The sequence below is a fragment of the Limnobacter sp. UBA3528 genome (assembly GCF_002377005.1).
In the GTDB taxonomy this organism is placed as follows: Bacteria; Pseudomonadota; Gammaproteobacteria; order Burkholderiales; family Burkholderiaceae_B; genus Limnobacter.
Genome location: NZ_DFOZ01000016.1, coordinates 77,467 through 102,616 on the forward strand (window position 1 = coordinate 77,467; position 25,150 = coordinate 102,616).

The following is a 25,150-nucleotide window of genomic DNA, read 5'->3' on the forward strand; positions in this document are numbered from 1 at the left end:
ACGCGAGTTCAGGTTCGGTGGATTTTCATCAACCGTTCCTGCTCCCGTTTCCAGTCCTTGTCTTTCAATGTATCGCGCTTATCATGCTGCTTTTTACCTTTGGCCAAGGCCATGTCCACTTTCACTCGGCCATTCTTGAAATGCAAATTCAAGGGCACCAGTGAATAACCCTTTTGTTCCACCTTGCCAATTAATCGGCTAATTTCTTTCTTGTGCATCAACAACTTGCGTGTGCGCGTGTTGACCGGATTAACATGGGTAGATGCACTGGTCAAAGGCGAAATGTGGCAATTCAGCAGCCACAGCTCGCCGTTGCGAACCACGATGTGGCTTTCCTTGATTTGAACGCGACCATCGCGAATGGATTTGACTTCCCAGCCTTCCAGCACAATACCCGCCTCGTACTTCTCTTCGATGAAGTAATCAAAACCTGCTTTTTTGTTGTCAATAATGCTCATGAATTCGGTGAAAACGTCCTTTGGGTGCGGCGCAGCGTGAAAAACGCTAAAATAGAGAGTTTAATCCTTTCTCCGAGCGGGAAACAAACCCTTCAGCATTCATGGCCATTGTAGAAAAGTCCGTGTTGGTTCATTTTTCCACGCAACAAATGTTCGATTTGGTGCGGGCAGTGGCCGATTATCCCCAATTTTTGCCGTGGTGCGGTGCTGGAAGTGTTGAGCCTGTCGATACCAACACGGAAAAAGCAACGGTCGAAATTGCGTTCAAGGGTGTCAAACAAAGCTTTTGCACCATGAATAAATTGACACCTCATCAGCAAATCCACATGACCCTGGTGGAGGGCCCGTTTACCCATCTGGAGGGTACCTGGCATTTCATTGAACTCACACCCGAGGCCTGCAAAGTGCATTTCAAGCTCGCCTACGAGTTTTCAAGCAAGGTTCTTGAGCAGCTTGTCGGCCCGGTGTTTACAAGCCTTGCCAACAGTTTCGTAGACTCTTTCATTAAACGTGCCGAGTCTTTACACCGCACGGGAGCAGGGCAGTAATGCTTGTGCATTGGCTAGAACTCGGCCCTGGCGATGGCGGTGTGCTTACGTCAACACCCACTCCATTGAACTTGCCCGAAAAAGCCACAGTGGAGCAAGCACTTCAAGCCATCGGCCTCAGCGGTGAGCGTATTAACCTGTTGCTTACAGAACGAGCAGTGGCAGTGTATGGTCTTTACGCAACAGAGGGTATGGTCCTTCACAGCGGCGATCGCATCGAAATTCTGGATGGCCTAAGCTTCGATCCGATGGAAAGTCGACGCAGGCGAGCTCAGCACAAGGTGCTGACAAAACGCCAGAAAGAATTGGCCAAATACGAGCGCCGAAGCCGCAAGCGATCAAAAACGGCCACCTAAAACTTAAATTCCCCGGTTTTTCTGTTTGCAAACCAAAACAGGTACGCTGGGTATCCTTTATAATTCGCTTTTGCGCAAGGAGAAATTGCATGCGTGTCACGCAGAAAGCGTTAACGTTTGATGATGTATTGCTGGTTCCTGCGTTCTCAGACGTTCTTCCCAAAGACACATCCCTGTCTACCCAACTGACCCGAAACATCAGCCTGAACATTCCTTTGGTGTCCGCCGCCATGGACACAGTGACTGAAGCCAGGTTGGCCATTGCCATGGCGCAGGAAGGTGGTATCGGTATCGTTCACAAGAACCTGACAGCAACGCAGCAAGCCGCCGAGGTAGCGAAGGTAAAACGCCATGAATCAGGTGTACTTCGCGATCCGATCACGATCGAGCCTGAGCTCACGGTTCGCCAAGTAATCGCACTTACCCAGCAACATAAAATTTCAGGCCTGCCTGTCGTCAAAAATGGGAAGGTAGTTGGCATTGTCACTAACCGTGATTTGCGTTTCGAAACAAATCTAGACCAACCTGTTTCTAACGTAATGACTCCGCGCGAGCGCTTGGTTACTGTGTCGGAAGATGACAGCCTGGAACAAGCCAAAGCCCTCATGCACAAGCACCGTCTGGAGCGCGTGCTGGTGATGGATGCGGACAATACGCTGAAAGGCCTGATTACGGTTAAAGACATTCAAAAGGCCACCGAACACCCGTGGGCCAGCAAAGATATTCACGGCAAATTGCGCGTAGGTGCGGCTGTGGGTGTGGGTGATGGCACAGAAGATCGCGTTGAAAAGCTCGTGGCCGCTGGCGTAGACGTGATTGTTGTTGATACGGCCCATGGCCACAGCAAGGGCGTATTAGACCGCGTTCGTTGGGTGAAGCAAAACTACCCCCAAGTGGACGTGATTGGTGGCAACATTGCCACGGCCAGCGCGGCCTTGGCCTTGATGGAACATGGCGCAGACGGTGTGAAGGTTGGTATTGGTCCTGGTTCAATTTGTACTACCCGCATTGTGGCTGGCGTAGGTGTTCCCCAAATCAGCGCAATCGCCAATGTAGCCAAGGCCCTGAAGGGCACAGGCGTACCTGTAATTGCAGACGGTGGTATTCGCTATTCTGGCGACATTTCCAAAGCTTTGGCTGCGGGCGCCAGCGCCGCGATGATGGGTGGCATGTTTGCCGGCACCGAAGAAGCGCCCGGTGAAGTCGTGTTGTTCCAAGGGCGCAGCTACAAGGCTTATCGCGGCATGGGTTCTCTAGGTGCCATGACCCAAGGCTCAGCGGATCGCTATTTCCAGGACCCTGCCAACAACGCTGACAAGTTGGTGCCAGAGGGCATCGAGGGTCGAGTGCCGTACAAAGGCTCCGTGCTCTCGATTATTTTCCAGCTGGTGGGTGGTGTTCGTTCATCGATGGGCTATGTGGGTTGCCGCTCAATTTCCGAGATGCACGAGAAGGCTGAGTTTGTAGAAATTTCATCAGCCGGCATCCGGGAGTCGCATGTGCATGATGTTCAAATAACAAAAGAAGCACCAAACTACCATGTTGATTAACAAGGCCTGAATACAGCGAAGCAGCCATGCAAAAACCTGACATTCCACACAACGAAGACGAAAGAACACGGGCGATCCAGAATTTGGGGATGATTTACTCTCCCTCGGAGGCCCGGTTTGATCGAATCACACGTTTGGTCTGTCGGCACTTTGATATTGATACGGCGCTGGTCACCATTGTTTACAAAGAAATTCAATGGTTTAAATCGCTTCAAGGGCTGAACGCTTGCTCCACCGACCGGGAAGTTTCTTTCTGTGGGCACGCCATTCTTAGTGATGAACCACTGGTTGTAGAAAACGCGCTTCTGGACCCGCGATTCATGGACAACCCCTTGGTTGTCGATGGACCGAGGATCCGGTTTTATGCTGGCCAACCCATTCGGGACGCGTTCGGCGTCACCATTGGTACGCTTTGCGTGATTGACAGCGTTCCACGTGCATTTTCTCAGGAAGACAGGCAAGACTTGCGCGATTTCGCGCGCTTGGTTGAAGTTGAAATTGCCAAGCCTGTAGACGACAGCGTGGTCACCCGGTTCGTGCGTTCATTGAACGAAAACCAAAGGTCACTGTTGATTGATCCGATTGTGGGTTCTTGGAACAGGCGCGGCTTTGAGGCATTGCTGGACAAAGAACTGGAACATGCTGTGCGCAAGGGAGAAGATCTTTCCCTGTTGCACGTCAAGCTGGGTTCATTCGATTTGATTTTGAACAGGTTTGGTCATGATCGAATTATTGACTTCACCAAGTTCACCGCATCCATTATTCGCGATGTATTACCAAACGGTTCCAGTATTGGTTCTTTGGGGGCAGATGCATTCGTAGCCGTGTGCTCGGGCATGACCAACTCCGAAGTGGCACGTTTGCTGGAACAGCTAAAAACCCGTTTTGCTGAAACCACACTTGAAACCCATGGCGTGAAAGCGCTGGTTGATGTGGACATCAACTTCCTCAGCCTTACCGGTGAAGACCTTCCATGCACGGCGGTACAGGCAGTGGATCGCTTGTTAAGCCTTAGCTAAGCCTGGTGCCAGTTGCATTGGGTCAATTACTTTTAAGACATTCAAAGAATACTTCATGAATCATCAGAAAATTTTGGTACTCGATTTCGGGTCACAGGTCACACAACTTATTGCCAGACGAGTGCGTGAATGCGGGGTTTTCTGTGAAATTTTACCCTGCGACGCAGACCCGGAACGTATCAAAGAGTATGGGGCATCCGGCATCATTTTGTCGGGTAGCCACCAATCGGCTTACGAAGAAAGCACCGACAAAGCGCCCGAGTTGGTCTTTAATCTTGGCGTACCGGTACTTGGCATTTGCTATGGCATGCAAACCATGGCCATGCAACTTGGAGGCAAGGTTGAAGCGGGTACAGTGCGTGAATTTGGCCATGCGCAAATTCGGGCCCACGGCCACACAAAACTGTTTGATGGCATTCAAGACGAAACCAACGAGCACGGCCATGGCTTGCTGAATGTGTGGATGAGCCATGGTGACAAGGTGACCGAGCTGCCACCCAACTTCAAATTGATGGCCTCTACACCTTCATGCCCAATTGCTGGAATGGCCGATGAGACACGCGGATTCTATGCGGTGCAGTTTCACCCGGAAGTGACGCATACCAAACAGGGCAAGGAAATACTGGCACGCTTTGTACGCGACATTTGCGGCTGCAAAGGTGATTGGTCCATGCCCAGCTTTGTGGATGAGGCAGTCGAAAGAATTAGAGCCCAAGTGGGCACCGATGAAGTTATTCTGGGCCTCTCGGGCGGTGTTGATTCTTCAGTAGCAGCAGCATTGATTCACAAAGCAATTGGAGACCAGCTCACCTGTGTATTTGTAGACCACGGCTTGCTTCGTTTCAAAGAAGGCGAGCAGGTCATGGAAACCTTCGCCAAACATCTGGGTGTACGTGTTGTGCATGTGAACGCCACTGAGGAATTCATGGGGCAGCTCAAAGGCGTCACCGACCCCGAGGCAAAACGTAAAATTATCGGCAAAGCGTTTGTGGATGTATTCCAGCGGGAGGCTGGCATGCGTGCCAATGCCAAATGGCTAGCGCAAGGCACTATTTACCCGGATGTAATTGAATCAGCTGGTGCGAAAACAGGCAAGGCCACCAGCATCAAAAGCCATCACAATGTGGGTGGATTGCCGGACACACTGAACCTTAAATTGCTTGAACCCCTGCGTGACTTGTTCAAGGATGAAGTTCGCAAACTTGGCGTTGAACTTGGGCTTGACCCTGAAATGGTTTACCGCCACCCCTTCCCGGGACCAGGTTTAGGCGTTCGTATTCTGGGCGAAGTGAAAGCCGAATACGCTGAAATTTTGCAGCGCGCCGATGCCGTGTTCATTGAAGAATTGCGCAATACCAAAGCCACTGCTAAAGACGCCGTGGCCGAGTTGTGCTCCGAAGAACAAATTGGAAAAAGCTGGTACGACTTGACCAGTCAGGCTTTTGCCGTTTTCTTGCCGGTGAAATCGGTGGGCGTGATGGGCGATGGCCGCACCTACGAGTATGTTGTAGCCATTCGTGCCGTACAAACCCAGGACTTCATGACGGCACATTGGGCACACCTTCCTTATTCGTTGCTGGGGCGTATTTCCAACCGCATCATCAACGAGGTGAAAGGTGTTAACCGCGTGGTGTACGATGTATCAGGTAAACCACCTGCGACCATTGAATGGGAATAAGCCAGTAGGCGAACCCAGTCACTTACCCCAGCCTTACAAAAAAGCCCGCCAATGCGGGCTTTTTTGCTTTTAAGGGGTGAGGTTTGCCCTAATTCCCGAATGAAAACACACATGCCACCATCATTGGCGATATCTAACTATCGGCGCAGCCCGGCACCGATGGGTACAACGACAATGACAACATGGAGAACCCATGGCAGAAGTAGTGTTGGAGACAAGGGCGTTGACCAAGGAATTCAAAGGATTCACTGCGGTCAGCGATGTGAACTTAAAAGTACAGCGGGGTCATATCCACGCGTTGATCGGCCCCAACGGGGCTGGTAAAACAACCTGTTTCAACCTGTTGACGAAATTCCTGACACCCACATCGGGCCAAATTTTGTTTAACGGCAAAGACATCACCAGTGCCAAGCCTGCCCAAATAGCCAGGCAGGGCATCATCCGATCGTTTCAAATTTCTGCGGTATTCCCGCACCTTACCGTGCTTGAGAATGTACGCATCGGCTTGCAACGCCCACTGGGTAATTCATTCCATTTTTGGAGAAGCGAGAAAAAACTCTCGGTGCTGAATGACAAAGCCATGGCTTTGCTCGCACTGGTTGACCTGGAAAGCTTTGCAGACACTCTCACGGTAGACCTGCCTTACGGCAGGAAGCGTGCATTGGAAATTGCCACCACCTTGGGCATGGAACCCGAATTGATGCTGCTGGATGAACCAACTCAGGGTATGGGGCATGAGGATGTGGACCGCGTAACCCAATTGATCAAGAAAGTATCAGCCGGTCGAACCATTTTGATGGTTGAGCACAATATGAATGTGGTGGCGGGTATTAGCGACCGTATCTCTGTTCTTCAGCGCGGTGCGGTATTGGCCGAAGGAAGCTACGCAGAGGTATCACGCAATCCTGAAGTGATGGAGGCCTACATGGGTTCGAGCACTGGCGTTTTGGAGGGTGCACACTGATGAGCACTGCGCTGGAAATTACCGGACTCAACGCTTGGTATGGCGAATCGCACATTCTGCACAACCTGAATCTGACTGTTAAAACTGGCGAGGTAGTCACGCTTCTTGGAAGAAACGGAGCAGGGCGCACCAGCACACTGCGTGCCATTATGGGTTTGACCGGAGCGCGAAAGGGGTCGATCAAAATCAACGGTACCGAGGCCATCGGCATGCCCACCCACAAAATCGCGCACCTGGGCGTGGGTTATTGCCCGGAAGAGCGCGGCATATTCTCGTCACTGTCAGCAGAAGAGAACCTGATGCTGCCTCCCTTTGTCTCGAAAACAGACAAAGGTATGAGCGTTGCAGAAATTTACGAAATGTTTCCCAACTTGGCCGAACGTAAAAAAAGCCAAGGCACCCGCTTGTCTGGTGGAGAACAGCAAATGTTGGCTGTAGCGCGAATCCTGAGAACTGGCGCAAAACTGCTGTTGCTTGACGAAATCTCGGAAGGGCTAGCACCAGTGATTGTTCAGGCTTTGGCCAAAATGATCACCACACTAAAATCGAAGGGATACACGATTGTGATGGTGGAACAGAATTTCCGCTTTGCCGCACCCTTGGCTGACCGATTCTACGTGGTGGAACATGGCCAAATTGTGGAGGCTTTTGCTTCCTCGGAACTCGATGAAAAAATGCCCGTTCTGCATTCGTTGCTGGGCGTATAAAAACCAACCTTTCAAGGGATTGGACTTAAACCAAAGGAGATGATGATGAAATTAAAACCAATCGCAACCGGACTGGCCGCGCTTTTTGCAGTGGTTGCAGGCTCAGCCCAAGCGCAAATTTCCAACGACACAATCAAGATTGGTGTAATCACCGACATGTCTGGCCTGTACGCCGACATTGACGGGCCTGGTGGTGTAGAAGCCGTAAAAATGGCAATTGCTGATTTTGGCGGTACCTTGAACGGCAAAAAGATTGAGCTGGTGTTTGCCGACCACCAAAACAAAGCGGACATTGCAGCCAGCAAGGCTCGCGAGTGGTTTGACACCGAAGGTGTCGATATGCTGATTTCAGGAACCAACTCCGGTACGGCTTTGGCCATGGCTAAAGTTGCTGAGGAAAAACAAAAACCCAACTTCGTGATTGGTGCGGGCACTGCACGAATTACCAATGAAGAATGCAACCCATACAGCATTCACTATGCCTACGACACTGTGGCTCTTGCCAAGGGCACTGGCTCGGCTGTAACCAAACAGGGGGGCAAAACATGGTACTTCCTTACAGCTGACTACGCCTTTGGCACCTCACTTGAGACCGACACGACTGCGGTGGTGAAAGCCAACGGAGGCACAGTCAAAGGTGCGATTCGTCACCCCCTGTCCGCGTCTGATTTCTCCAGCTTCATGCTGCAGGCACAAGCTTCGGGCGCGCAAATTCTGGGCCTGGCCAATGCTGGCGGAGACACTGTGAACTCCATCAAGGCAGCCAATGAATTCGGTGTGACAGGCAGCATGAAGCTTGCTGGTCTGCTGATGTTTATTAATGACGTACACGCATTGGGCTTGGGCCAAACCAAGGGTATGTACCTGACCGACAGTTGGTATTGGGATCAAAACGATGAGACCCGCAAGTGGTCCAAGCGCTTCTTCGACAAAATGAAGAAAATGCCTAGCAGTTTGCAAGCCGCCGATTATTCAGCAACCCTTCAATATCTCAATGCCGTGAAAGCTGCAGGTACCGACGATGGGGCCAAGGTAATGGAGGCCCTGCGCAAACAGAAAGTGAATGATGTGTATGCCAAAAACGGTTACTACCGCGTCGACGGCAGCATGATTCACGACATGTTCTTGATGCAGGTAAAAGACCCCAAGGAATCCAAAAAGCCCTGGGATTACCTGAAAGTTGTTCAAGCCATTCCGGGTGAGCAGGCTTTCACTACCAAAGCAGAGACCAAGTGCGCGTTGTGGAAGTAACGCAATAAAACCATAACAAGACCAATGCCCCTGGAGTTGAGAAAGCTCCGGGGGCTTTGCTGGACACGTACCCATGGAAATTTTTGGAATTCCCTTGCAGGCCTTTCTGGGGCAACTGCTGCTCGGCCTTGTGAATGGCTCGTTTTACGCCATGTTGTCGCTGGGCCTGGCCGTTATTTTTGGCTTGCTCAATGTGATTAATTTTGCCCATGGTGCGCTGTACATGATGGGTGCGTTTTTCGCCTGGATGGGCATGGCCTATTTCAACCTGAACTATTGGGTGATGCTGTTGCTTGCCCCTTTGTTGGTGGGTGCGTTCGGGATACTGATTGAAAAAACAATGTTGCGCTGGCTTTACAAGCTGGATCACCTCTATGGCCTGCTTCTTACCTTTGGCATCACTTTGATGCTGGAAGGGATATTTCGCTCGATTTATGGTGTTTCCGGTCAACCTTATTCAGTGCCAGAGGCCTTGCAGGGTGCAACCAACCTTGGCTTTATGATTTTGCCCAACTATCGCGCCTGGGTTGTAGTCGCATCGTTGGTGGTTTGTTTTGCCACCTGGATCATGATTGAAAAAACAAAGCTGGGGGCCCTGCTGCGTGCGGGCACCGAGAATCCGCGACTGGTGGAGGCCTTTGGCATCAACGTGCCCTTGATGGTGACGCTTACCTATGGTTTCGGGGTGGCCTTGGCTGCATTTGCCGGCGTACTGGCTGCACCGGTCATTCAGATTTCACCTTTGATGGGTTCGAACCTCATCATCACCGTGTTTGCCGTAGTGGTTATTGGCGGCATGGGTTCCATTCTGGGTTCGATCATCACAGGACTTACCTTGGGTATCGTTGAAGGATTAACCCGTGTGTTTTATCCAGAATTATCAGCCACTGTGGTGTTCATCATCATGGCCATTGTGCTCATGATCCGCCCGGCAGGTTTGTTCGGTCGCGAGAAATAAAGGGGTTGATATGATGAACAAAAATACAATTATCGCCATTGCGGCAATCATTCTCGCCGTGGCTGCACCGTTCTTCATGTACCCGGTGCTGCTGATGAAACTGCTGTGTTTTGCGCTGTTTGCCTGTGCATTCAATCTATTAATCGGTTACACCGGTTTGCTGTCTTTTGGACATGCGGCATTTCTGGGCGGCGCTGGCTATATTGCAGGGTATGTTATCCGAGACCTGGGCTTGCCTTTCGAACTGGGTTTACTGGCAGGCGTGGCCTTTGCAGCATTCCTGGGTTTGGTCATGGGTGCCTTGGCCATACGCCGACAGGGCATTTACTTCACGATGATCACGTTGGCCCTGGCACAAATGCTGTACTTCATCTTTTTACAAGCGCCGTTTACTGGTGGAGAAGATGGTCTTCAGGGCATACCCCGTGGCACCTTGTTGGGTGTTGTCGACCTCAGCGACGACTTGACACTTTACTTCGTGGTGTTGGCAATTTGTATCGCAGGATATGCCTTGATTGTTCGCACAGTGCATTCGCCCTTCGGGCAGGTTCTCAAGGCGATCAAGGAAAATGAACCCCGCGCTATTTCATTGGGCTACGACGTGGACAAATACAAACTTTTGGTGTTTGTTCTGTCAGCCGCATTGTCGGGTTTGGCGGGGGCTACAAAAGCCTCAGTGCTTGGGTTTGAAACATTGACCGACGTGCACTGGACCATGTCTGGCCTGGTGGTACTCATGACCTTGGTGGGCGGCTTGGGCACACTTGCAGGCCCAATTGTGGGCGCTATTGTCATTATTGCACTTGAGAACCGTATTGGTGAGTTTGGCACCTGGATGGCCGTAACCACCGACATTGCCTGGTTCCGCTCACTGGGGGAGCAAGTCACAATTGTGACCGGCTTCATCTTCATTGTGGTGGTGCTGGCCTTCCGACGTGGAATTGTTGGGGAAATTATTGCATGGAACCAACGCAGGTTACTCAAGGCCGGTCAATGAACTAGAAGCGCCCTGCGAAACGAAAACCCGGCCTGGTGCCGGGTTTTTTTATGTCAAACTGATCACACCTAACACGGCTTATTTCGAAGAATATGCAAACCGGCAAGCTGTCTGAAAAATTTCCGATCTTGGCGCACCAAGGCCAAGCCCAAGACATGCCCTGGATGGAGCTTGCGTTACAGCAAGCAAGGCTCGCCGCACAAGCTGGCGAAGTGCCCATTGGCGCAGCGGTGGTGATTGATGGCAAAGCTGTTGCCGACGCCCACAATGCGCCAGTTTTACTGAACGATGCCTGTGCGCACGCGGAGGTTCAAGCCATACGACAAGCCTGCCAAGCGATTGGCAACTACCGCTTGGGCGCACAAGCCACTTTGTACGTCACACTCCAACCTTGCCTTATGTGCATTGGTGCAATTTTGCATGCACGCATAGGCCGAGTGGTAGTGGGGTGCGCACAATCACGCTACAACGGCGACTTAAAACAATCCTTGTCAGTATTCGAGCAAGCGCAAGCCTGGCACCCTTGTGCGTTCGAAACAGGTTGTATGGCGCAAGAAAGCGAAGAATTACTGGGCAGTTTTTTTAAAGCGCGCCGCAAGCAAAGAGAACAAGCTGTTGCCGATTTGGCGAGCCTACTGCACCTTCCCAATGCCAACAAGCAAACCATTGAGGAACTTGCGCAACTTGGATTTAACACCCCACACGACTTTTTGCAGCTTGGACTTGAGCAGGCAAGCCAAGTCTTGGCTGAACGAAGCAATAGATTGAAAGCAGGCCGACACACTCAGCAAGCCGCCATACTGGCCAGTTTGTGCGATTATTTCAATGGTGAACCTGTGCGTTCCTGGAAACAGTATTTGTGAGATCACTTTTGAAACCGGAATTGATTTGAACAGTAAACCGCCCATCGCAACGAGTCAGGCAGTGAATCAGCTAGTCATGTTTTCGCCCAGTGGTGCACTGGTTGATGAAACCTTGCTTGACCGGGCCTGCAACCATTTGACCAATCAACATGGCTTCAATGTGATTGAAATGCCTGAAGCACGCCAGCGCATACAACGCTTTGCAGGCGATGAAGCCACGCGCATGGCCAGTATTGAAAATGCGTTTGCCATGAATACGCCCAGCCTGCTAATGGCCACCCGCGGGGGTTACGGCCTAAGCCGCTTGCTTCCGCTGTTGAATTTTCCGGAACTTGCCGCATTGCTGAATGCGAATGAGCACTTGTTGTGCGGACACAGCGACATTACCAGCCTGCAATTGGCATTGCTGAACGCGGGGGCACAACCTGCCACATTGTTGCACGGGCCCATGGCTTGTTTCGATTTTGGGGCAGAGCGGGGTGCAGACCCACTCACCCTCGAACACTTTTTGCGTGCCGTAGAAAAACAGGCAGTAAATATTGAATGGCCTGTTGAATGTTTCGGACTGGACACACAAAAACAAACCATTGCAATTGAAGGCCCGGTGTGGGGTGGCAACCTCACCTTGCTGTGCAGCCTTTTGGGAACGCCTTGGTTGCCCAGTGTACCTGGCGGTATTTTGGTACTTGAAGATGTGAACGAGCCCGCCTACAAAATTGAGCGCATGCTGCTGCAATTGCTACAGGCTGGTGTGTTGGCCCAGCAAAAGGCCGTTGTGTTGGGTAATTTTTGTGAACCCAAACCTGGTGCTCATGACAATGGTTACAGCCTGCGCAGCGCCGCTGAATTTGTTCAAGGTCAACTTGGCTGCCAACAAAAGCATGTACCCGTTCTGCTGAATTTTCCGTTTGGTCATTGCACCCCCAAGGCATGTTGGTTTCAGGGCGGGCAGGGCACCTTGACGCTAGGCTGCGAACCTGCCGGCTCCCATGCGCGTTTGGTTCAAACCCTTCGCTAGTAGCAACTCTCCGAGTCCGCATTCAGCCCACCCCAAGCCTGGGCATGTATAATGCCCCCTTCGTTAAAAATCACTGAATTTTCCAATACTTATGCTCACCGCAGCCAATATCACCATGCAGTTCGGCGCCAAGCCGCTTTTTGAAAACATCAACGCGAAATTCGGCGATGGCAACCGCTATGGCTTAATTGGTGCAAACGGTTGCGGTAAATCAACGTTCATGAAAATTCTGGGGGGCGACCTGGAACCCAGCAGCGGCACAGTGGTTATTGAGCCCAATGTGCGCCTTGGCAAACTAAGTCAGGATCAATTTGCATTTGAAGATTACCGTGTGCTCGATGTGGTCATGATGGGTCACAGGGAAATGTGGGCGGCGATGACCGAACGAGATGCTTTGTATGCCAACCCCGAAGCCACCGACGACGACTACATGCGTGCCGCTGACCTTGAGGCGGTGTACGCTGAGTTTGGTGGCTATGAAGCCGAGGCCCGTGCTGGCGAGCTGTTGTTGGGTGCTGGCATTCCGCTTGAAAGTCACAATGGTCCCATGAGTGAAATCGCCCCCGGCTGGAAACTGCGAGTGTTGCTTGCACAGGCCCTGTTCTCCAAACCCGATGTTCTGCTACTGGATGAGCCGACCAACAACCTCGACATCAATACCATTGCTTGGCTTGAAAACGTACTGAACCAGTACGAGAGCACCATGATCATCATCAGCCACGACCGCCACTTCCTGAACGAAGTGTGTACCCACATGGCTGACCTGGATTACGGCACATTGCAAGTGGTTCCCGGCAACTATGACGATTACATGCTGGCAGCGGCACAAGCACGCGAACGCGCGCAAGCATCCAATGCCCGTGCCAAAGAACGCATTTCAGATTTGCAAGACTTCGTTCGTCGTTTTGCAGCCAACAAATCGAAGGCACGTCAGGCCACATCGCGTCAAAAGCAGATTGAAAAAATCAAACAAGACACAGTCATCCTGAAACCCTCTTCACGCCAGAATCCGTTCATTCGTTTTGAACAGAAAAAGAAAATGCACCGCTTGGCCGTAGAGCTGGACAACATCAGCTTGGCATACGGTGAAAACAAGGTGATTCGCGACTTTTCAATCATGGTGGAGGCTGGCGACAAAGTGGGTATTGTGGGTGCCAACGGCATGGGCAAAACCACGTTGCTCAAGCTTCTGGCCAGGGCTTTGGAACCCACGTATGGTGATGTGAAGTGGTCGGAAAATGCGGACTTGGGTTACATGGCTCAGGACGTCAGCGACGAATTCAATGTGCCTTTGAATTTGCGTGAATGGACTGAGCGCTTCGCACAAGAGGGCGACGACGACCAAGCCATTCGCGGTATTTTGGGGCGCTTGCTGTTCTCCAACGATGAAATATCCAAGCAAGTGAAGGTATGTTCCGGTGGCGAGAAAAACCGCCTTGTGTTCGGTCGCTTAATGTTGGGCCGTCACAATGTGCTGCTGCTGGATGAACCCACCAACCACCTGGACATGGAATCAATTGAATCACTGCAATACGCACTCGAGAAATACGAGGGCACGGTGTTTGTGGTGTCACATGACCGCCAGTTTGTTTCTGGCATTGCCACTCGAATTTTCGAAATGCGTGAAGATGGCATCACCGATTATCGCGGCACCTACGAGGAATACCGCGAGAGTTTGGGCTTGGCTTAAAGCAAAACCACTTTACCCAACTGGCTTTACTTTCGCAGCAACCCGTTTGGCTTTTGCACGCGCTTCATCCACATTTGGATCGCGTGCAAGGGCCACACCCATACGTCTCTTCACAAACGACTCTGGTTTGCCAAATAAACGCACATCCGTGCCGGGTTCAGCCAATGCATCAGCTACGCCTTCAAATGCAATACCAACCTTGTCTACACCCCCATAAATAACGGCACTGGCACCTGGTGTTTTCAGGCTGGTGTCCACAGGCAAACCCAGAATTGCGCGTGCATGCAATTCAAACTCGTTTTGCCACTGCGTAATCATGGTGACCATACCCGTGTCGTGAGGGCGTGGGCTTACTTCAGAAAACCAAACCTGGTCACCTTTCACAAACATTTCCACACCGAACAAGCCCGTGCCACCCAGCGCAGTGGTGACAAGATCCGCCATTTTACGGGCCTCGTCCAAGGCTTTTACGCTCATGGCTTGAGGCTGCCAGCTCTCAACATAATCACCACTTACCTGTACATGACCCACGGGCTCGCAATAGCTGGTTTCAATTGCACCGCTTTTAGGGTTGCGGCTGCGCACAGTCAGCAAGGTTATTTCGTATTCGAATTCGATCAGTGATTCAGCAATTACACGCCCCGAATTGACACGCCCGGCGCTGCCCGCGTAATCCCATGCAGCTTCCAGCTCACTGGCATCATCAACCTTGGATTGCCCTTTGCCAGACGATGACATCACAGGCTTGATGATGCAGGGATAGCCCACCGGCTTTTTGCTGTCTATGCCTTTTTCTACCGCCCGCTTCAGGGTTTCAAAATCATCGGCAAAGGCATAATGCGAGCAACTTAAATTCAACTCCTCAGCAGCCAAGCGGCGAATTCCTTCGCGGTTCATTGTTAGCCACGCCGCATTGGCTGTGGGCACCACACGCACCACGCCTTCAGCCTCAAGCTCTTTAAGGGCCGGTGTGGCAATCGCTTCAATTTCAGGCACAACAATGTGAGGGCGCTCCTGTGCAATCAAGGCTTTTAATGCGTTTGCATTGGTCATATCAATCACATGGAAGCGGTGTGCAACCTGGTGCCCTGGTGCATTGGGGTAGCGGTCAACTGCAATGACCTCTACACCCAGGCGCTGAAAGGCGATGATCACTTCTTTGCCCAGCTCACCACTGCCCAGCAACATCACTTTGACGGCGTTTGCAGCCAAAGGTGTACCGATTTGCGTTGGAAATTGAATCGCTGTTGTCATGCTCAAACTCGCTTGATTAAATCACTGTTTAATTGATGGATTCGGGGGTGTCGTGGTGGTGTGCATGCGATGCTTCATCAAAAAACACCACCAACAACACCAGCAGCACCGGGCCAATAATCAGGCCCACAATACCCATGGTAATTACGCCACCAAACACACCGAACAACACGGCCAAAAAAGGCAAGTGGGTTCCACCCTGTATCAACAAAGGTCTCACCAGGTAATCGGCAATCAACACCACCAACATGCCCACGGTAATCAACACAATTGCTTCTGCACCGTGGCCACTTAAAAAAAGGATCATACCCAAAATAGCGAGCAAGCCCGGCGCAGCCATGGGGATAAAGGCGATCAATGCCGTGATGGTCCCCAGCAAAACCGGTGCGTAAACGCCGCAGGCAGCAAACAGCACAGAGAGGATGACCGCCTCTGCAAAGCTGACAATCACTAGTCCGTTGACCGCTGCACGAAGGGCAGGGGGCATGTGTGAAACATAGGGCTTCCAGCGTTGGCCCAGCCAGTCAGTTCCAATTCGGTTCATTCGTATGCTGATGCTTGAGCCATCGCGATAAAAAAAGAACAACACCCACAACGCGAAAAACAAGGTGGCAACCCGGCCCAGCAATTCAAGCAGAATGGCCGATGCTGTACCTTGAACATCGCCCAAACGTTGGGTCAGGGTTTCACGCAGCAGTCCTGAAATTTGTTTGGGCACACTCAAATATTCTTGCCAGCTGGCCACAAGCATTTCGCCAAGCACGGGAATTTGAGGCAACCAGTCGGGTACTGCAACACCGGAGTCATCGGCCTGTCGCAAGAAGGTAGTAATTTCAAGAATGTCTTGAACCATGAACACGATCAAGCCGATCATCGGCCCAACCAACAAGAATGCAACAACCAGGGTGGTCAGAAATGCAGCGCCATTCGGCTTTCCGGGAAAGCGCCCGCGAATGCGGCAGTGCAGTGGCCAAAACGCGGTCGCAATAATTCCTGCCCACAAAATTGCCAACAGGAATGGCGACAATACAATGGCAGCGCCCACCAGAATCAACACTGTAAAAAGCGTGCTGATCAGTGACTTCGGTTGTCTCAGGTGTTCTGCCATGTCAGCCAGTCGTGCGGATTACGCGTTATTTGAATGCTTGTTTGTGGTTCAATCATTGTAGCAATGCCTGAATTGCAAATTGACTGTTATTTCACTTTCACGAGAACACACATGAAATTATCCAACACCTTGCGAATCGCTTTGTTCAGTACCTCGGTCGGTTTGCTGGCACCATCTGTTGCATTCGCCGACCTGTGCGAGAAAACCCCCGCCGTGAACCTTAGCGCGATCAGCAGTGAAGAGGTGGACAACGACATGGTGCGCTTGAATTGGCAGGTGCAGATTCAAGCCGGCACGGCCAACGAGGCCATGAATGCCATTAACACCGTGCTGGAAAAATCAATCAACAATTTGTCAAAAAACAAAGACATCAGCAAACTGAAAAACAACATTCAAACTTATCCGCAGTACGGCAAGAACAATGTGATTCAATCCTGGCAAGGCGTGGGCTCACTCACCTTTGAAATGCCGGTGCAAGCATTGAAAACCCAGAAAAACCTGAATGTTGCCGAAGGGCTCACCTTGAGCAACTTGGAATACTTTCCCAGCGAAAACCGCATCGAGCAAAGCCGAGAAAAATTGCTGCAAAGTGCCATGAAAGAGTTTCAAAACAAGGCAAACATTGCTGCGAAAGGGTTTGGAAAAACCGGCTATACCTTGGGTGAAGTGTCAATTAACGACGAGAACCAAGGCCCGCCTTCTTATCCCCGAATGTACGCCGCATCGGCGGACATGATGAGCAAAGGCATGGAAGTAGCGCCAGCGGCCGGTTCAAGCAAGGTGAGTGTTTCAGTTAATGGGCGCGTTTGCCTGAAGCCGTGAAAGGAATAACACGGGCCAGATTGGCAGCTGGACCGGATTGATCGTTTGAGGCGTCCGCGGCTTTTTCAATGTCGCCAGCGTAGTTCTGATCGATCAAACGCAAACCATTTTGCCTCAAAGGGGCAGGGCTCAGTTCCTGTTCCAGTTTTTGCACCTGCTCACGCAGTTTGCCAAACGACTCCCACATCAGCTTCGACGATTCCATGGCCGACTGCAATGGGCTTTTCGAGCGCTGGCGGATCATACGAATCTTGAACAGCGTTTGCTCTAGCGCCAAGCGGTGTTCAGGGTCAACGCTGGCTACATAACCTTCGAGTACCGCCTCGCGGCGCTGCTCGAAGGCCACAGGGTCCACCTGGTACAGGTCGGCCCATTCCTTGAAATCAAAGTGCGTCATGGCTGCTCCTTGCTTTGCTCAATGAGCTTGGCTTTGTTGCTGTCTTGATCGTCGGTTCCCATCAAAAACGCATGCACTGCTTTTTGCAGAGTCCTTAACCGGGCAGTTTTTAGGTTAAGCTCACGTCTAAGAGCTTCGTTCTCTTCCATGAGTCTGTCAACCAGTGCGAGAGTTTCAAATTTCTTTCCCAAACTTTCTACCCGGTTTACTTCAACGCTTGAATGATGGCCCATGATGACTAGTAATGTTGCTATTAACCTTTGTACTGCCAAACACAGCAATCGGTTTTAGTAATACTCTTCAGTAACAACAATCGAATGACAACAACAATGGTGTTTATGAAAAGCGCTTGGACTTTTTCTTTTTTTCTGGGTTTGTTTGCATGGGCTTATATACCCACAGCCTTCGCCCAGGAAACAAGTTCAAATTTAACCCGTTGTGAAAACAGCTTTGGCAAAGAACCTGTGGGTACTACCGTTGAAATTTGCCGGCTGGAATTGACTGGGCCAGTTACCCAGGCCAAACGCGTCAAAATTCTTGAAACACTGGGTAAGGCTTACCTGGCGCAAAATGAAGCCGACTTGGCCATTTCAACCTGGAATGAAGCCAGCCAATACAGCCCTCTAAGCCGGGAAGACCAGGTGGCAGCTGAAGCATGGACGCGTTTGCAGGTGCTGATTGGTCAAACCTATGCACAAGCCGATCAAACAGAACGTGCCGAAGCCCACTTTCAGAAAACCCTAAGTACGGTTGAACAATCAATTGGTCGTTATTCTTTGCCGGCCGGCATGGTTCAAGACGCCCTGGGTACTTACTATGCCCTGCAAAGCAAAGCGGCTGAATCTGAAGCAGCATTCAAACGCTCGCGTATTGTGTATGAAATTCGCTTGGGAAAAACCAATGCCCGAACGCTCGAAACCCGCATGAACCATGCCGTGGGTTTACTGGACATGGAGAAAGAGCAGGAGGCGCTGGAAAGTTTCCAGGTGCTTGCAGAAATTATCAATGCCACGCCCAATTACAAAAACGAACCCATTCGTGCTGAAATACTGACGTTTCTAGGCACGCTGCAAATGCGCGGCGATCAATTGCAAGAAGCCGCCAAGAATTACCAAACCGCATTTGAAGTACGGCAAGCCGCGTTTGGCCCCAACGACATCAGAACCAGCCAATCTTTGAATAACCTGGGGGTTGTGCTTTACAGGGCAGGGGACTTAAAGCGAGCGGAAGTGGCACTCAGCCGCGCCTACATTATTCGGGCGGATGCCTTGGGCAACGAAGACCCTTTGACACTCAGCACTCAAAAGAACTTGCAGGCCGTGATCGCCGCCCAAAATGCGGCGAAAACAGGCCTTTCAGGAAGTGCCAAGCGTAATTAATTAAACCTTGCTGTCGCGCACCAGCTTGCGATTGGCCTTGAATGATTTGAACTCATACACTGCAACCAGCAAAATTGCGGAGAACACACAGCCCATGGCTGCCAAAATACTTGGGCTTGCTACTTCATAGTTGATGTAATCCACCAAACCATGAACCAACATGGCTGAAGCGATTAACAACAACACCAATACACCGGGGTAAGAACGAAGAGCTTTCATACGACACCTCTCAAAATTTACTGCATCAATTGCTGACCAATGAGTCAACAACTGAACTTTACCATTGAGCGATGTCACAGATTGGAGCGCCACTTCTAACGTTGTATTTAACCAAACCGGTGCATTTTAAACTGTGTTTTTCTTTTTAAAACAATGTAGTAGAAACAAACAGGCCAGCAAACCAAGTAAATTCAAAGCGCCACCACCCCCGCCGCCACTAGAACTGCCTGCGGCAGAACCACTGCCTGAATCGCCTACCACCGCATCACCCACAGCCGAGGAGGGCGCACCTACACCCGTAGAGGCACCATTGATCAATGGTGAAAGCAGACTGGCCAACAAAGTAGGGGACGTAGCCCCCTGATTGGCCACAATAACCGAGGCAATTGCCGTTCGGCCATTGGCAGCTTGTGCACGAAGATCAAACCCTGTTACCCCCGAAGGCGCTGTTACATCCACTTCCAAGCCGCTTACCGACAAAATCGGGTTGGGCGCGTCGGCCGACGATTTCAACACATTGATCACATCAAAACTGACTGCGTTTACCTCCTGTCCGGAAGAGTTCAAGGTGCCGCTGGCAAAGAATGTACGCGTTTGTCCCGGTGGAATGACATTGCCAGTGTTGGAGAACAAATTGGTAAGTCCAGCAGCCGCCTGTGAATTGATCAAATTGGCCACATCCAGCATGCCAGCACCACACAGAGCCCGTGTGCAATTGCATTCAACACCCACTGTGTCAGCGGTGCAAGTGGGGCTACCGCCCTGCGAAAGAAAGGGGCGCGCAGAGGTTTTCAGCAAATTCTCCACAGTGGCCACCGACGCAGACGGATCCAAAGACCAATACAGCGAGGCTGCACCAGCCACCATGGGAGCGGAGAAACTGGTACCGATTTTGGTGTTGTACGTATTGGTTAACGGACCTGAAAACCCGGTATTACTGGCACTCCAAATAGGAAACGCTGCATCGCCACCAGGCGCTGAAAGCTGAATAGTGGGCCCAAAATTACTGTAATTTGCCTTCAACCCTTCCTGATCTATTGCGGCTACACCAAAAGCGCCGGGGCAATTGGCTGGTGAATCTACTGTGCTGCCGTCGTTGCCTGCGGCAACCACCACCAATGAGCCAGCCTGGCGCGCGGCGGCAATAGCCGCGCCTTCGATGGACGCCACACAGGCGCCTTCCGCACCCAAACTCAAGTTAATCACTCGGGCAGGGAAGGGGTTATTGGGCGCCCCAGGTACACTCAAGCCAGCAGCCCAGCGAATACCATCTGCAAGGTCACTTGAAAACCCGCCACATTTGCCCAACACGCGAACAGGCAATACCACCGCGTTCCAGTTCACCGAAAACACCCCTTCGCTTGGTACCGGGTTACCGGCAAGCAGGGCGGATACAAAGGTGCCGTGCCAGCTCGACTGACTGACACCGCCACACACCGGGTCTGCCAGAAGGTCGGCTGGCCCAACACCGTCACCAGGGTCAGTCGGGTCTGAATCCCGATCAGAACCTGCGGAACCTTGGCCGTCAGCACCAATAAATGAATCAGCCACAAAATCGTATCCGGACAGCAAATGGCCTTGAAGCATTGGGTGGCTCGGCAAAACACCCGTATCCAGCACAGCAACCACTGTAGGTGCAGTACCGTGAAAGTTGGTCCACATGGCACCTGTATTGATTGAAGCAGGCTGTGTGCTCAAATCTTGATGAAACCAGGACCGACTTCGTCGGGACAAATCAAGCGCGTTTAACAAACCGATCAAAGGCGATTGCGCACGAAGCTTGATACGACGGTCTGGCTCAACAGACTCGATCATCGGATCGGACAGCAAACGAAGGCGGGCTTGTTCGGCGCCACTGCCATTTGGCGTTGTAATTACCGCGCCATGTTCACCAAATGGCCTGACAAGTTGAAAGGTACGTTTGTGAACGATCGAAAGTTCAGCGAGCCTTGCACGCAGATCGGCTTTTCGAGACTCAAGCGAAGATGGATTAACACTGGTTTGATTGCGACCGGGACTTTCTTTGAACTGAATTACCCAACGATCAGCCGACCATGAAACGGTCGAGAAGATGACAAGCAGAATAAACAAACTGCTTTGAATAGCGAAACGCAACTGCATGGGTAGACCCTGATTGTGGTTATCACTAAATGATACCGGGGAGAAGGGCTTGCGGATTCAGAACAGGAAACAGGAGAATGGAAGGCTTTGCCGTCTGATCTACTAAATTTGTAAAGAAGCATACCCCCGTAACTCAATGATAAATATACACTTGCGGAAAATAACTTGACACTAATATAGTTTGTCTTTGAGACTAAAATTGTAAAGTAAATAAACAATCGATTAAAAGTGTAAAGTAAGTCGAGCCAATTTTATTGGGGTGTCCTATGGGGTCAGATACTGCTCGCCACATCAAAGGTCTGAGTGACACCATTTGGGCTGACTTCTCCTGTTGGTCGGGCTTTGACGAGGCTTCCCTCGATCAGGAAAAATTAACAAAGTACCTCGCCAGAAAAGAGGCCATCAAAGCTTATTTGTCGGGAATACCGGTTTCAGTGATTCGAAAGGAATTCGGAATCTCTGACTCCCACATTTACCGACTGATCACAGAAAGGTGCCTTCGTGACCACCCAGACGGCCAAATTTACGGGTGGAGAGCTCTAATCCCACGAATCCGAATTGTTCAATTCAAAAGGCGTTCTCCTATCAAAATTGATCGGTGGGGATACGGTGCAGTCGGTGCATTGCAAACATTACTCGATACGCATCCCGATGTTCGAGAATCTCTGGACAAGAAGATTCTTAAAGTACCGAATACACGCCACAAGCTCGGTATGTTGGCAACCTCTAAACGATCAATTTGGCTTTGGTTTCTTCAGAAGCTAAGGGAAAAAGGCATCGAAATAAGAGGGGAATGGCCTTTTTCTACTAAAACGAACGGGTACCACTCCATTATTAAGTACATCGACAAAGTTTTGGAGGCAAATCCAGCCAAAGCGATAATGATTCATGGTGGAACAGAACTCAAAAGAAAAATGCAGGCAGGCGATGGTGTTGATCGACCGGTGCTTGAGCCTTTTCAGCGTGTAGAAATGGATGCGCACAAAATCGATGGGCGTTTTACCGTAGCAATTCCTTTACTTGGTGGTGGCTACCAAAACGTCTTGATCCACAGAATCTGGGTGATCGTGATCATTGAGGTGGTGACTCGATTGGTTCTCGGATATCACATGAGTCTTCGAAAAGAGATTTCCAAAGAAGACGTGCTTCGGGTTATCAAGAGGTCCCTTTCGCCCTGGGCGAAAAAAAAGCCACACCACACCGACAAGGACTTTTATATCGATGGCGCAGGGTTTCCCAGTGTTTTAGGTGAGCAATTTGTGGGTATGTGTTGGGACGAAACCTCAATTGATGGTGCGCTAGCCGAAAAAGCAAAGGTGGTTACTGAGGCACTAAAGAATTCGGTTGGGTCGATTCTTCTGACTCCCGAGAATTCGTATGCGATAAGACGAACAAAAGATGACCGACCATTCATTGAAAGCTTCTTCAACAAACTGGGAGTATTAGGATTTCAGAAAATTTCCAACACCACGGGCAATTACCCTGGAGCAACGAAAGGCAGAGACCCAATCGGAGTGGCGGTAGCCTCAGAGTTCCAGTATGAATATGCGGAGGAGCTTCTGGATATCATCATTGCTAACTACAACGCGAGAATCCACTCAAGACTTAGTGGTCGATCACCACTTCAGTACCTGCAATATCTGGTGCTTAGCAAGACATTCCAGCCCAGAGTGATTGATCCACAACACCTTGACACTTTTTTCAGTTACAGAAAGCTGTGCATGGTTAAAGGTGGTCTGGACGCCGGAAAGAGGCCATACGTCAATTTCGAGAATGGTATTTACACCAGTCCAATATTGGGTCAAAGACTAGATTTGGCTGGGAAAAAAATCTGGATCACAGCCGATTCTGATTCAGACTCCAGGGTCATCAAGGCATCTTCACTGACTGGTGAACATATCGACAATTTACGCGTATCACCTCCATGGAATCGCGTTCCTCACAACTTTGAGACCCGAAGACTAATCTGCGGATTAATTCGTCAAGGCAAATTCTCTCTGCAGAATCAACAAGATGCGGTGGAATCCTACATTGCCGAGGTGGAAGCATCAGGAGGTAAGTTTCCTCCTCATCCAGCCTATCTAACAGCTCGAAATTTTCTGGTTCAATCCAACGACACTATCCATCAGGTCCCTGACAACGAAACCATACAGTCTGATATGGCTTCAAATGAAACCAATAAAAGCATGGAAAGCCGGATTACTGACAACACTGAAGATAGAGCCAAGTCACGCTCTACAACCAAAAACAATACTGCTAGCAGGAATAAGCAGAATATCGCACCCCACACCTCCGACGCTACAGCGCATACCCAAAATTCCGCATCACTTCCACCACGACGAAAAGCCGAAAATAAATAGAGACGACGATGACTGAGATTTCACGTGATCATCCGGTTTGCACACAAGAATATGCAATTTATACCCCGCCTATTCATGAAATGTGCGAAACAATCACCAGATGGATTGAGCAGCGTCAGACTGGTGGCTACATTTATGGACCTTCTCGATTCGGAAAATCGAAAGGCATAAAATCCTTCTTGGCTAAGATACTCAATGAAAAGTTCGATACTGAATTCCCTTTGATGATTTGGTCACATCCAACCAATAGCAAATCCGAGAGAGAATTCTGGAATCTTCTTCTAATGGCCTCAAGATTTGAGTTCAAAAATCCAATCAAACCAAAAGCAAAAATGGAGGCAAAATTCCTATTCAAACAACATCTAATTACACTGGCCAATAGAGTTAAATACAACTACATTGTAATTTTGATTGATGAGGCTCAATTGGTTTTACTAAATGAATGGCATTGGCTATTGGGCTTACAAAATTAGCTCGATCTAGAAGGGTATAGGTTAAGTATCATTTCAGTAGGCTCACATCAAATTTCATTCCAACCCAATTTTTTTGCAAGAACGGGTGATGCACATATCGTAACAAGATTTCTAATGCACCATGCTCGATTTCACGGAATTAGATCATTAAATGAACTGGAATACATTCTAGAAGGATACGATGAGGATTCCGAGTGGCCAGAAAATAGCGGCGTAAGTTATACAAAGTATTTTTTATCAGACGCTTTTGATGATGGCTTTCGTTTAACAAGCTTGACATTCTTAATTTGGAATGAACTGATTGAAAAGTACAATTTAGCATTCAAATCGTTTAAACCAAAATCGGATCAAATTGAAATTCCCATGAATCAAATCGCAAATTTAATTGAGAGAATATTAAAAGATATGGGCAACAAGTCATTTGATCATCTGGAGTCGAACCTGAATTCACAATATATTTCAAATATACTTGTTCAACAAAACCTTACGTCACAGATATGGACAACTTCCACAGGTTGATTGAGATAAATTCTCATAAAGAACAACAATATAAATATCAACTCTTCAACTGAAGATCAGAGCTGTACGATACTAATGACAATACCTATTTTTTGTTGGCGAAATTTGCATTACTAAATAAATTAAAAATTGAACAAATCAATGAATTTTTTAACCAATACTTTTTTATTGATATTTATAAACTGAATTTATCTGAGCATCGTTCTTTAAAGTACTTTTTCTCAATCTGTAGTAATAAGGCTTATATACAAAATACTGTAATCACAAAAAACTATGACCATTTGAATATTCTTGGAATTCCTTTAATCCACGACTACTACGTGAATACGTGTCATCAAGAAAAAATTATTCGTTATTGTCCAGAATGTATTAAAAGTTACAAACTGCCAGAACATGCGTCCTTGAAGTACTTAGATCGTCGCTCCTGAATATTTCTGCAGA

General features: G+C 49.8%; 25 protein-coding genes. 18 read left to right on the top strand and 7 right to left on the bottom strand.

All coding sequences use genetic code 11. The features are described 5' to 3' along the window. Positions 1–8: 8 nt before the first annotated feature. A complete protein-coding gene (smpB, locus tag B4N58_RS04220; RefSeq protein WP_008249387.1) occupies positions 9–458 on the bottom strand; it encodes an SsrA-binding protein SmpB in 450 nt (149 codons plus the stop codon). Positions 459–559: 101 nt separating this feature from the next. Here smpB and B4N58_RS04225 point away from each other — a divergent pair, with 101 nt between their 5' ends. The 13 genes from B4N58_RS04225 to B4N58_RS04285 all read left to right on the top strand — a co-directional run bounded on the left by B4N58_RS04225 (position 560) and on the right by B4N58_RS04285 (position 14,057). Next, positions 560–1,006, top strand: coding sequence for a type II toxin-antitoxin system RatA family toxin (locus B4N58_RS04225; protein ID WP_008249385.1), 447 nt, complete (start codon positions 560–562; stop codon positions 1,004–1,006). Further along, the gene (locus B4N58_RS04230) at positions 1,006–1,362 is read left to right on the top strand and encodes an RnfH family protein (RefSeq protein WP_291746138.1); all 357 of its coding nucleotides are present in this window, start codon (positions 1,006–1,008) and stop codon (positions 1,360–1,362) included. Before B4N58_RS04225 ends, B4N58_RS04230 begins: the two co-directional genes overlap by 1 nt. Positions 1,363–1,451: 89 nt before the next feature. After that, positions 1,452–2,912 carry an IMP dehydrogenase gene (gene guaB, locus B4N58_RS04235; protein ID WP_008249382.1) on the top strand — a complete coding sequence of 487 codons (1,461 nt, stop codon included), beginning with the start codon at positions 1,452–1,454 and terminating at the stop codon, positions 2,910–2,912. Positions 2,913–2,938: 26 nt separating this feature from the next. Next, positions 2,939–3,931 (top strand): sensor domain-containing diguanylate cyclase, encoded by a 993-nt coding sequence (locus tag B4N58_RS04240; RefSeq protein ID WP_008249380.1) that lies wholly within the window; start codon positions 2,939–2,941, stop codon positions 3,929–3,931. Between the two features lie 55 nt (positions 3,932–3,986). Beyond that, positions 3,987–5,609, top strand: coding sequence for a glutamine-hydrolyzing GMP synthase (guaA, locus tag B4N58_RS04245; RefSeq protein WP_291746144.1), 1,623 nt, complete (start codon positions 3,987–3,989; stop codon positions 5,607–5,609). A gap of 193 nt (positions 5,610–5,802) precedes the next feature. Further along, the gene (locus B4N58_RS04250; RefSeq protein ID WP_291746147.1) at positions 5,803–6,573 is read left to right on the top strand and encodes an ABC transporter ATP-binding protein; all 771 of its coding nucleotides are present in this window, start codon (positions 5,803–5,805) and stop codon (positions 6,571–6,573) included. Continuing rightward, a complete protein-coding gene (locus B4N58_RS04255; protein WP_008249375.1) occupies positions 6,573–7,280 on the top strand; it encodes an ABC transporter ATP-binding protein in 708 nt (235 codons plus the stop codon). Before B4N58_RS04250 ends, B4N58_RS04255 begins: the two co-directional genes overlap by 1 nt. A gap of 45 nt (positions 7,281–7,325) precedes the next feature. Then, entirely contained in the window at positions 7,326–8,531 is a 1,206-nt protein-coding gene (locus tag B4N58_RS04260; RefSeq protein ID WP_008249373.1) for an ABC transporter substrate-binding protein, read from the top strand. Between the two features lie 73 nt (positions 8,532–8,604). Further along, positions 8,605–9,489, top strand: coding sequence for a branched-chain amino acid ABC transporter permease (locus B4N58_RS04265; RefSeq protein ID WP_008249371.1), 885 nt, complete (start codon positions 8,605–8,607; stop codon positions 9,487–9,489). Positions 9,490–9,502: 13 nt separating this feature from the next. Beyond that, positions 9,503–10,486, top strand: a complete 984-nt coding sequence (locus B4N58_RS04270) for a branched-chain amino acid ABC transporter permease (RefSeq protein ID WP_040512574.1) — start codon at positions 9,503–9,505, stop codon at positions 10,484–10,486. A 92-nt stretch (positions 10,487–10,578) separates the two neighbouring features. Then, positions 10,579–11,349, top strand: a complete 771-nt coding sequence (locus B4N58_RS04275) for a nucleoside deaminase (RefSeq protein ID WP_291746154.1) — start codon at positions 10,579–10,581, stop codon at positions 11,347–11,349. A 61-nt stretch (positions 11,350–11,410) separates the two neighbouring features. Further along, positions 11,411–12,367, top strand: coding sequence for an LD-carboxypeptidase (locus B4N58_RS04280; RefSeq protein ID WP_291746157.1), 957 nt, complete (start codon positions 11,411–11,413; stop codon positions 12,365–12,367). Positions 12,368–12,458: 91 nt separating this feature from the next. Beyond that, positions 12,459–14,057: an ABC-F family ATPase gene (locus tag B4N58_RS04285; RefSeq protein ID WP_008249358.1), complete on the top strand. Its 1,599-nt coding sequence runs from the start codon at positions 12,459–12,461 to the stop codon at positions 14,055–14,057. 12 nt (positions 14,058–14,069) lie between these two features. On the opposite strand, the gene purT is transcribed toward B4N58_RS04285, so the two are convergent. Both purT and B4N58_RS04295 read right to left on the bottom strand, forming a co-directional pair. Next, on the bottom strand, positions 14,070–15,299 hold the full coding sequence (gene purT / locus B4N58_RS04290) for a formate-dependent phosphoribosylglycinamide formyltransferase (protein ID WP_291746188.1): 1,230 nt from the start codon (positions 15,297–15,299) through the stop codon (positions 14,070–14,072). Positions 15,300–15,339: 40 nt separating this feature from the next. Beyond that, complete coding sequence (locus B4N58_RS04295; protein WP_008249353.1) at positions 15,340–16,419, bottom strand: AI-2E family transporter; 1,080 nt, start codon at positions 16,417–16,419, stop codon at positions 15,340–15,342. Between the two features lie 111 nt (positions 16,420–16,530). On the opposite strand from B4N58_RS04295, the gene B4N58_RS04300 reads away from it, so the two are divergent. Beyond that, the gene (locus tag B4N58_RS04300; RefSeq protein ID WP_291746161.1) at positions 16,531–17,241 is read left to right on the top strand and encodes an SIMPL domain-containing protein; all 711 of its coding nucleotides are present in this window, start codon (positions 16,531–16,533) and stop codon (positions 17,239–17,241) included. Here the strand turns inward: B4N58_RS04300 and B4N58_RS04305 are convergent. Together B4N58_RS04305 and B4N58_RS04310 are read right to left on the bottom strand one after the other, a co-directional pair. Beyond that, positions 17,213–17,638 (bottom strand): DUF3135 domain-containing protein, encoded by a 426-nt coding sequence (locus tag B4N58_RS04305; protein ID WP_291746163.1) that lies wholly within the window; start codon positions 17,636–17,638, stop codon positions 17,213–17,215. The genes B4N58_RS04300 and B4N58_RS04305 overlap by 29 nt on opposite strands. After that, positions 17,635–17,787: a hypothetical protein gene (locus B4N58_RS04310; RefSeq protein WP_156799567.1), complete on the bottom strand. Its 153-nt coding sequence runs from the start codon at positions 17,785–17,787 to the stop codon at positions 17,635–17,637. Before B4N58_RS04310 ends, B4N58_RS04305 begins: the two co-directional genes overlap by 4 nt. Before the next feature lie 168 nt (positions 17,788–17,955). Here B4N58_RS04310 and B4N58_RS04315 point away from each other — a divergent pair, with 168 nt between their 5' ends. After that, a complete protein-coding gene (locus tag B4N58_RS04315) occupies positions 17,956–19,017 on the top strand; it encodes a tetratricopeptide repeat protein (protein ID WP_205882526.1) in 1,062 nt (353 codons plus the stop codon). Here the strand turns inward: B4N58_RS04315 and B4N58_RS04320 are convergent, their stop codons facing one another. Both B4N58_RS04320 and B4N58_RS04325 read right to left on the bottom strand, forming a co-directional pair. Further along, a complete protein-coding gene (locus B4N58_RS04320; RefSeq protein WP_291746170.1) occupies positions 19,018–19,236 on the bottom strand; it encodes a hypothetical protein in 219 nt (72 codons plus the stop codon). Positions 19,237–19,362: 126 nt separating this feature from the next. After that, on the bottom strand, positions 19,363–21,357 hold the full coding sequence (locus B4N58_RS04325; protein ID WP_291746173.1) for a S8 family peptidase: 1,995 nt from the start codon (positions 21,355–21,357) through the stop codon (positions 19,363–19,365). Positions 21,358–21,623: 266 nt separating this feature from the next. Here B4N58_RS04325 and B4N58_RS04330 point away from each other — a divergent pair, with 266 nt between their 5' ends. The 3 genes from B4N58_RS04330 (at position 21,624) to B4N58_RS04340 (ending at position 24,709) form a co-directional block, all read left to right on the top strand. Next, a complete protein-coding gene (locus tag B4N58_RS04330) occupies positions 21,624–23,717 on the top strand; it encodes a helix-turn-helix domain-containing protein (protein ID WP_291746176.1) in 2,094 nt (697 codons plus the stop codon). 8 nt (positions 23,718–23,725) lie between these two features. Continuing rightward, positions 23,726–24,190, top strand: a complete 465-nt coding sequence (locus B4N58_RS04335) for a hypothetical protein (RefSeq protein ID WP_291746179.1) — start codon at positions 23,726–23,728, stop codon at positions 24,188–24,190. Between the two features lie 114 nt (positions 24,191–24,304). Continuing rightward, positions 24,305–24,709: a hypothetical protein gene (locus tag B4N58_RS04340; protein ID WP_291746182.1), complete on the top strand. Its 405-nt coding sequence runs from the start codon at positions 24,305–24,307 to the stop codon at positions 24,707–24,709. The last annotated feature ends 441 nt before the right edge of the window (positions 24,710–25,150 follow it).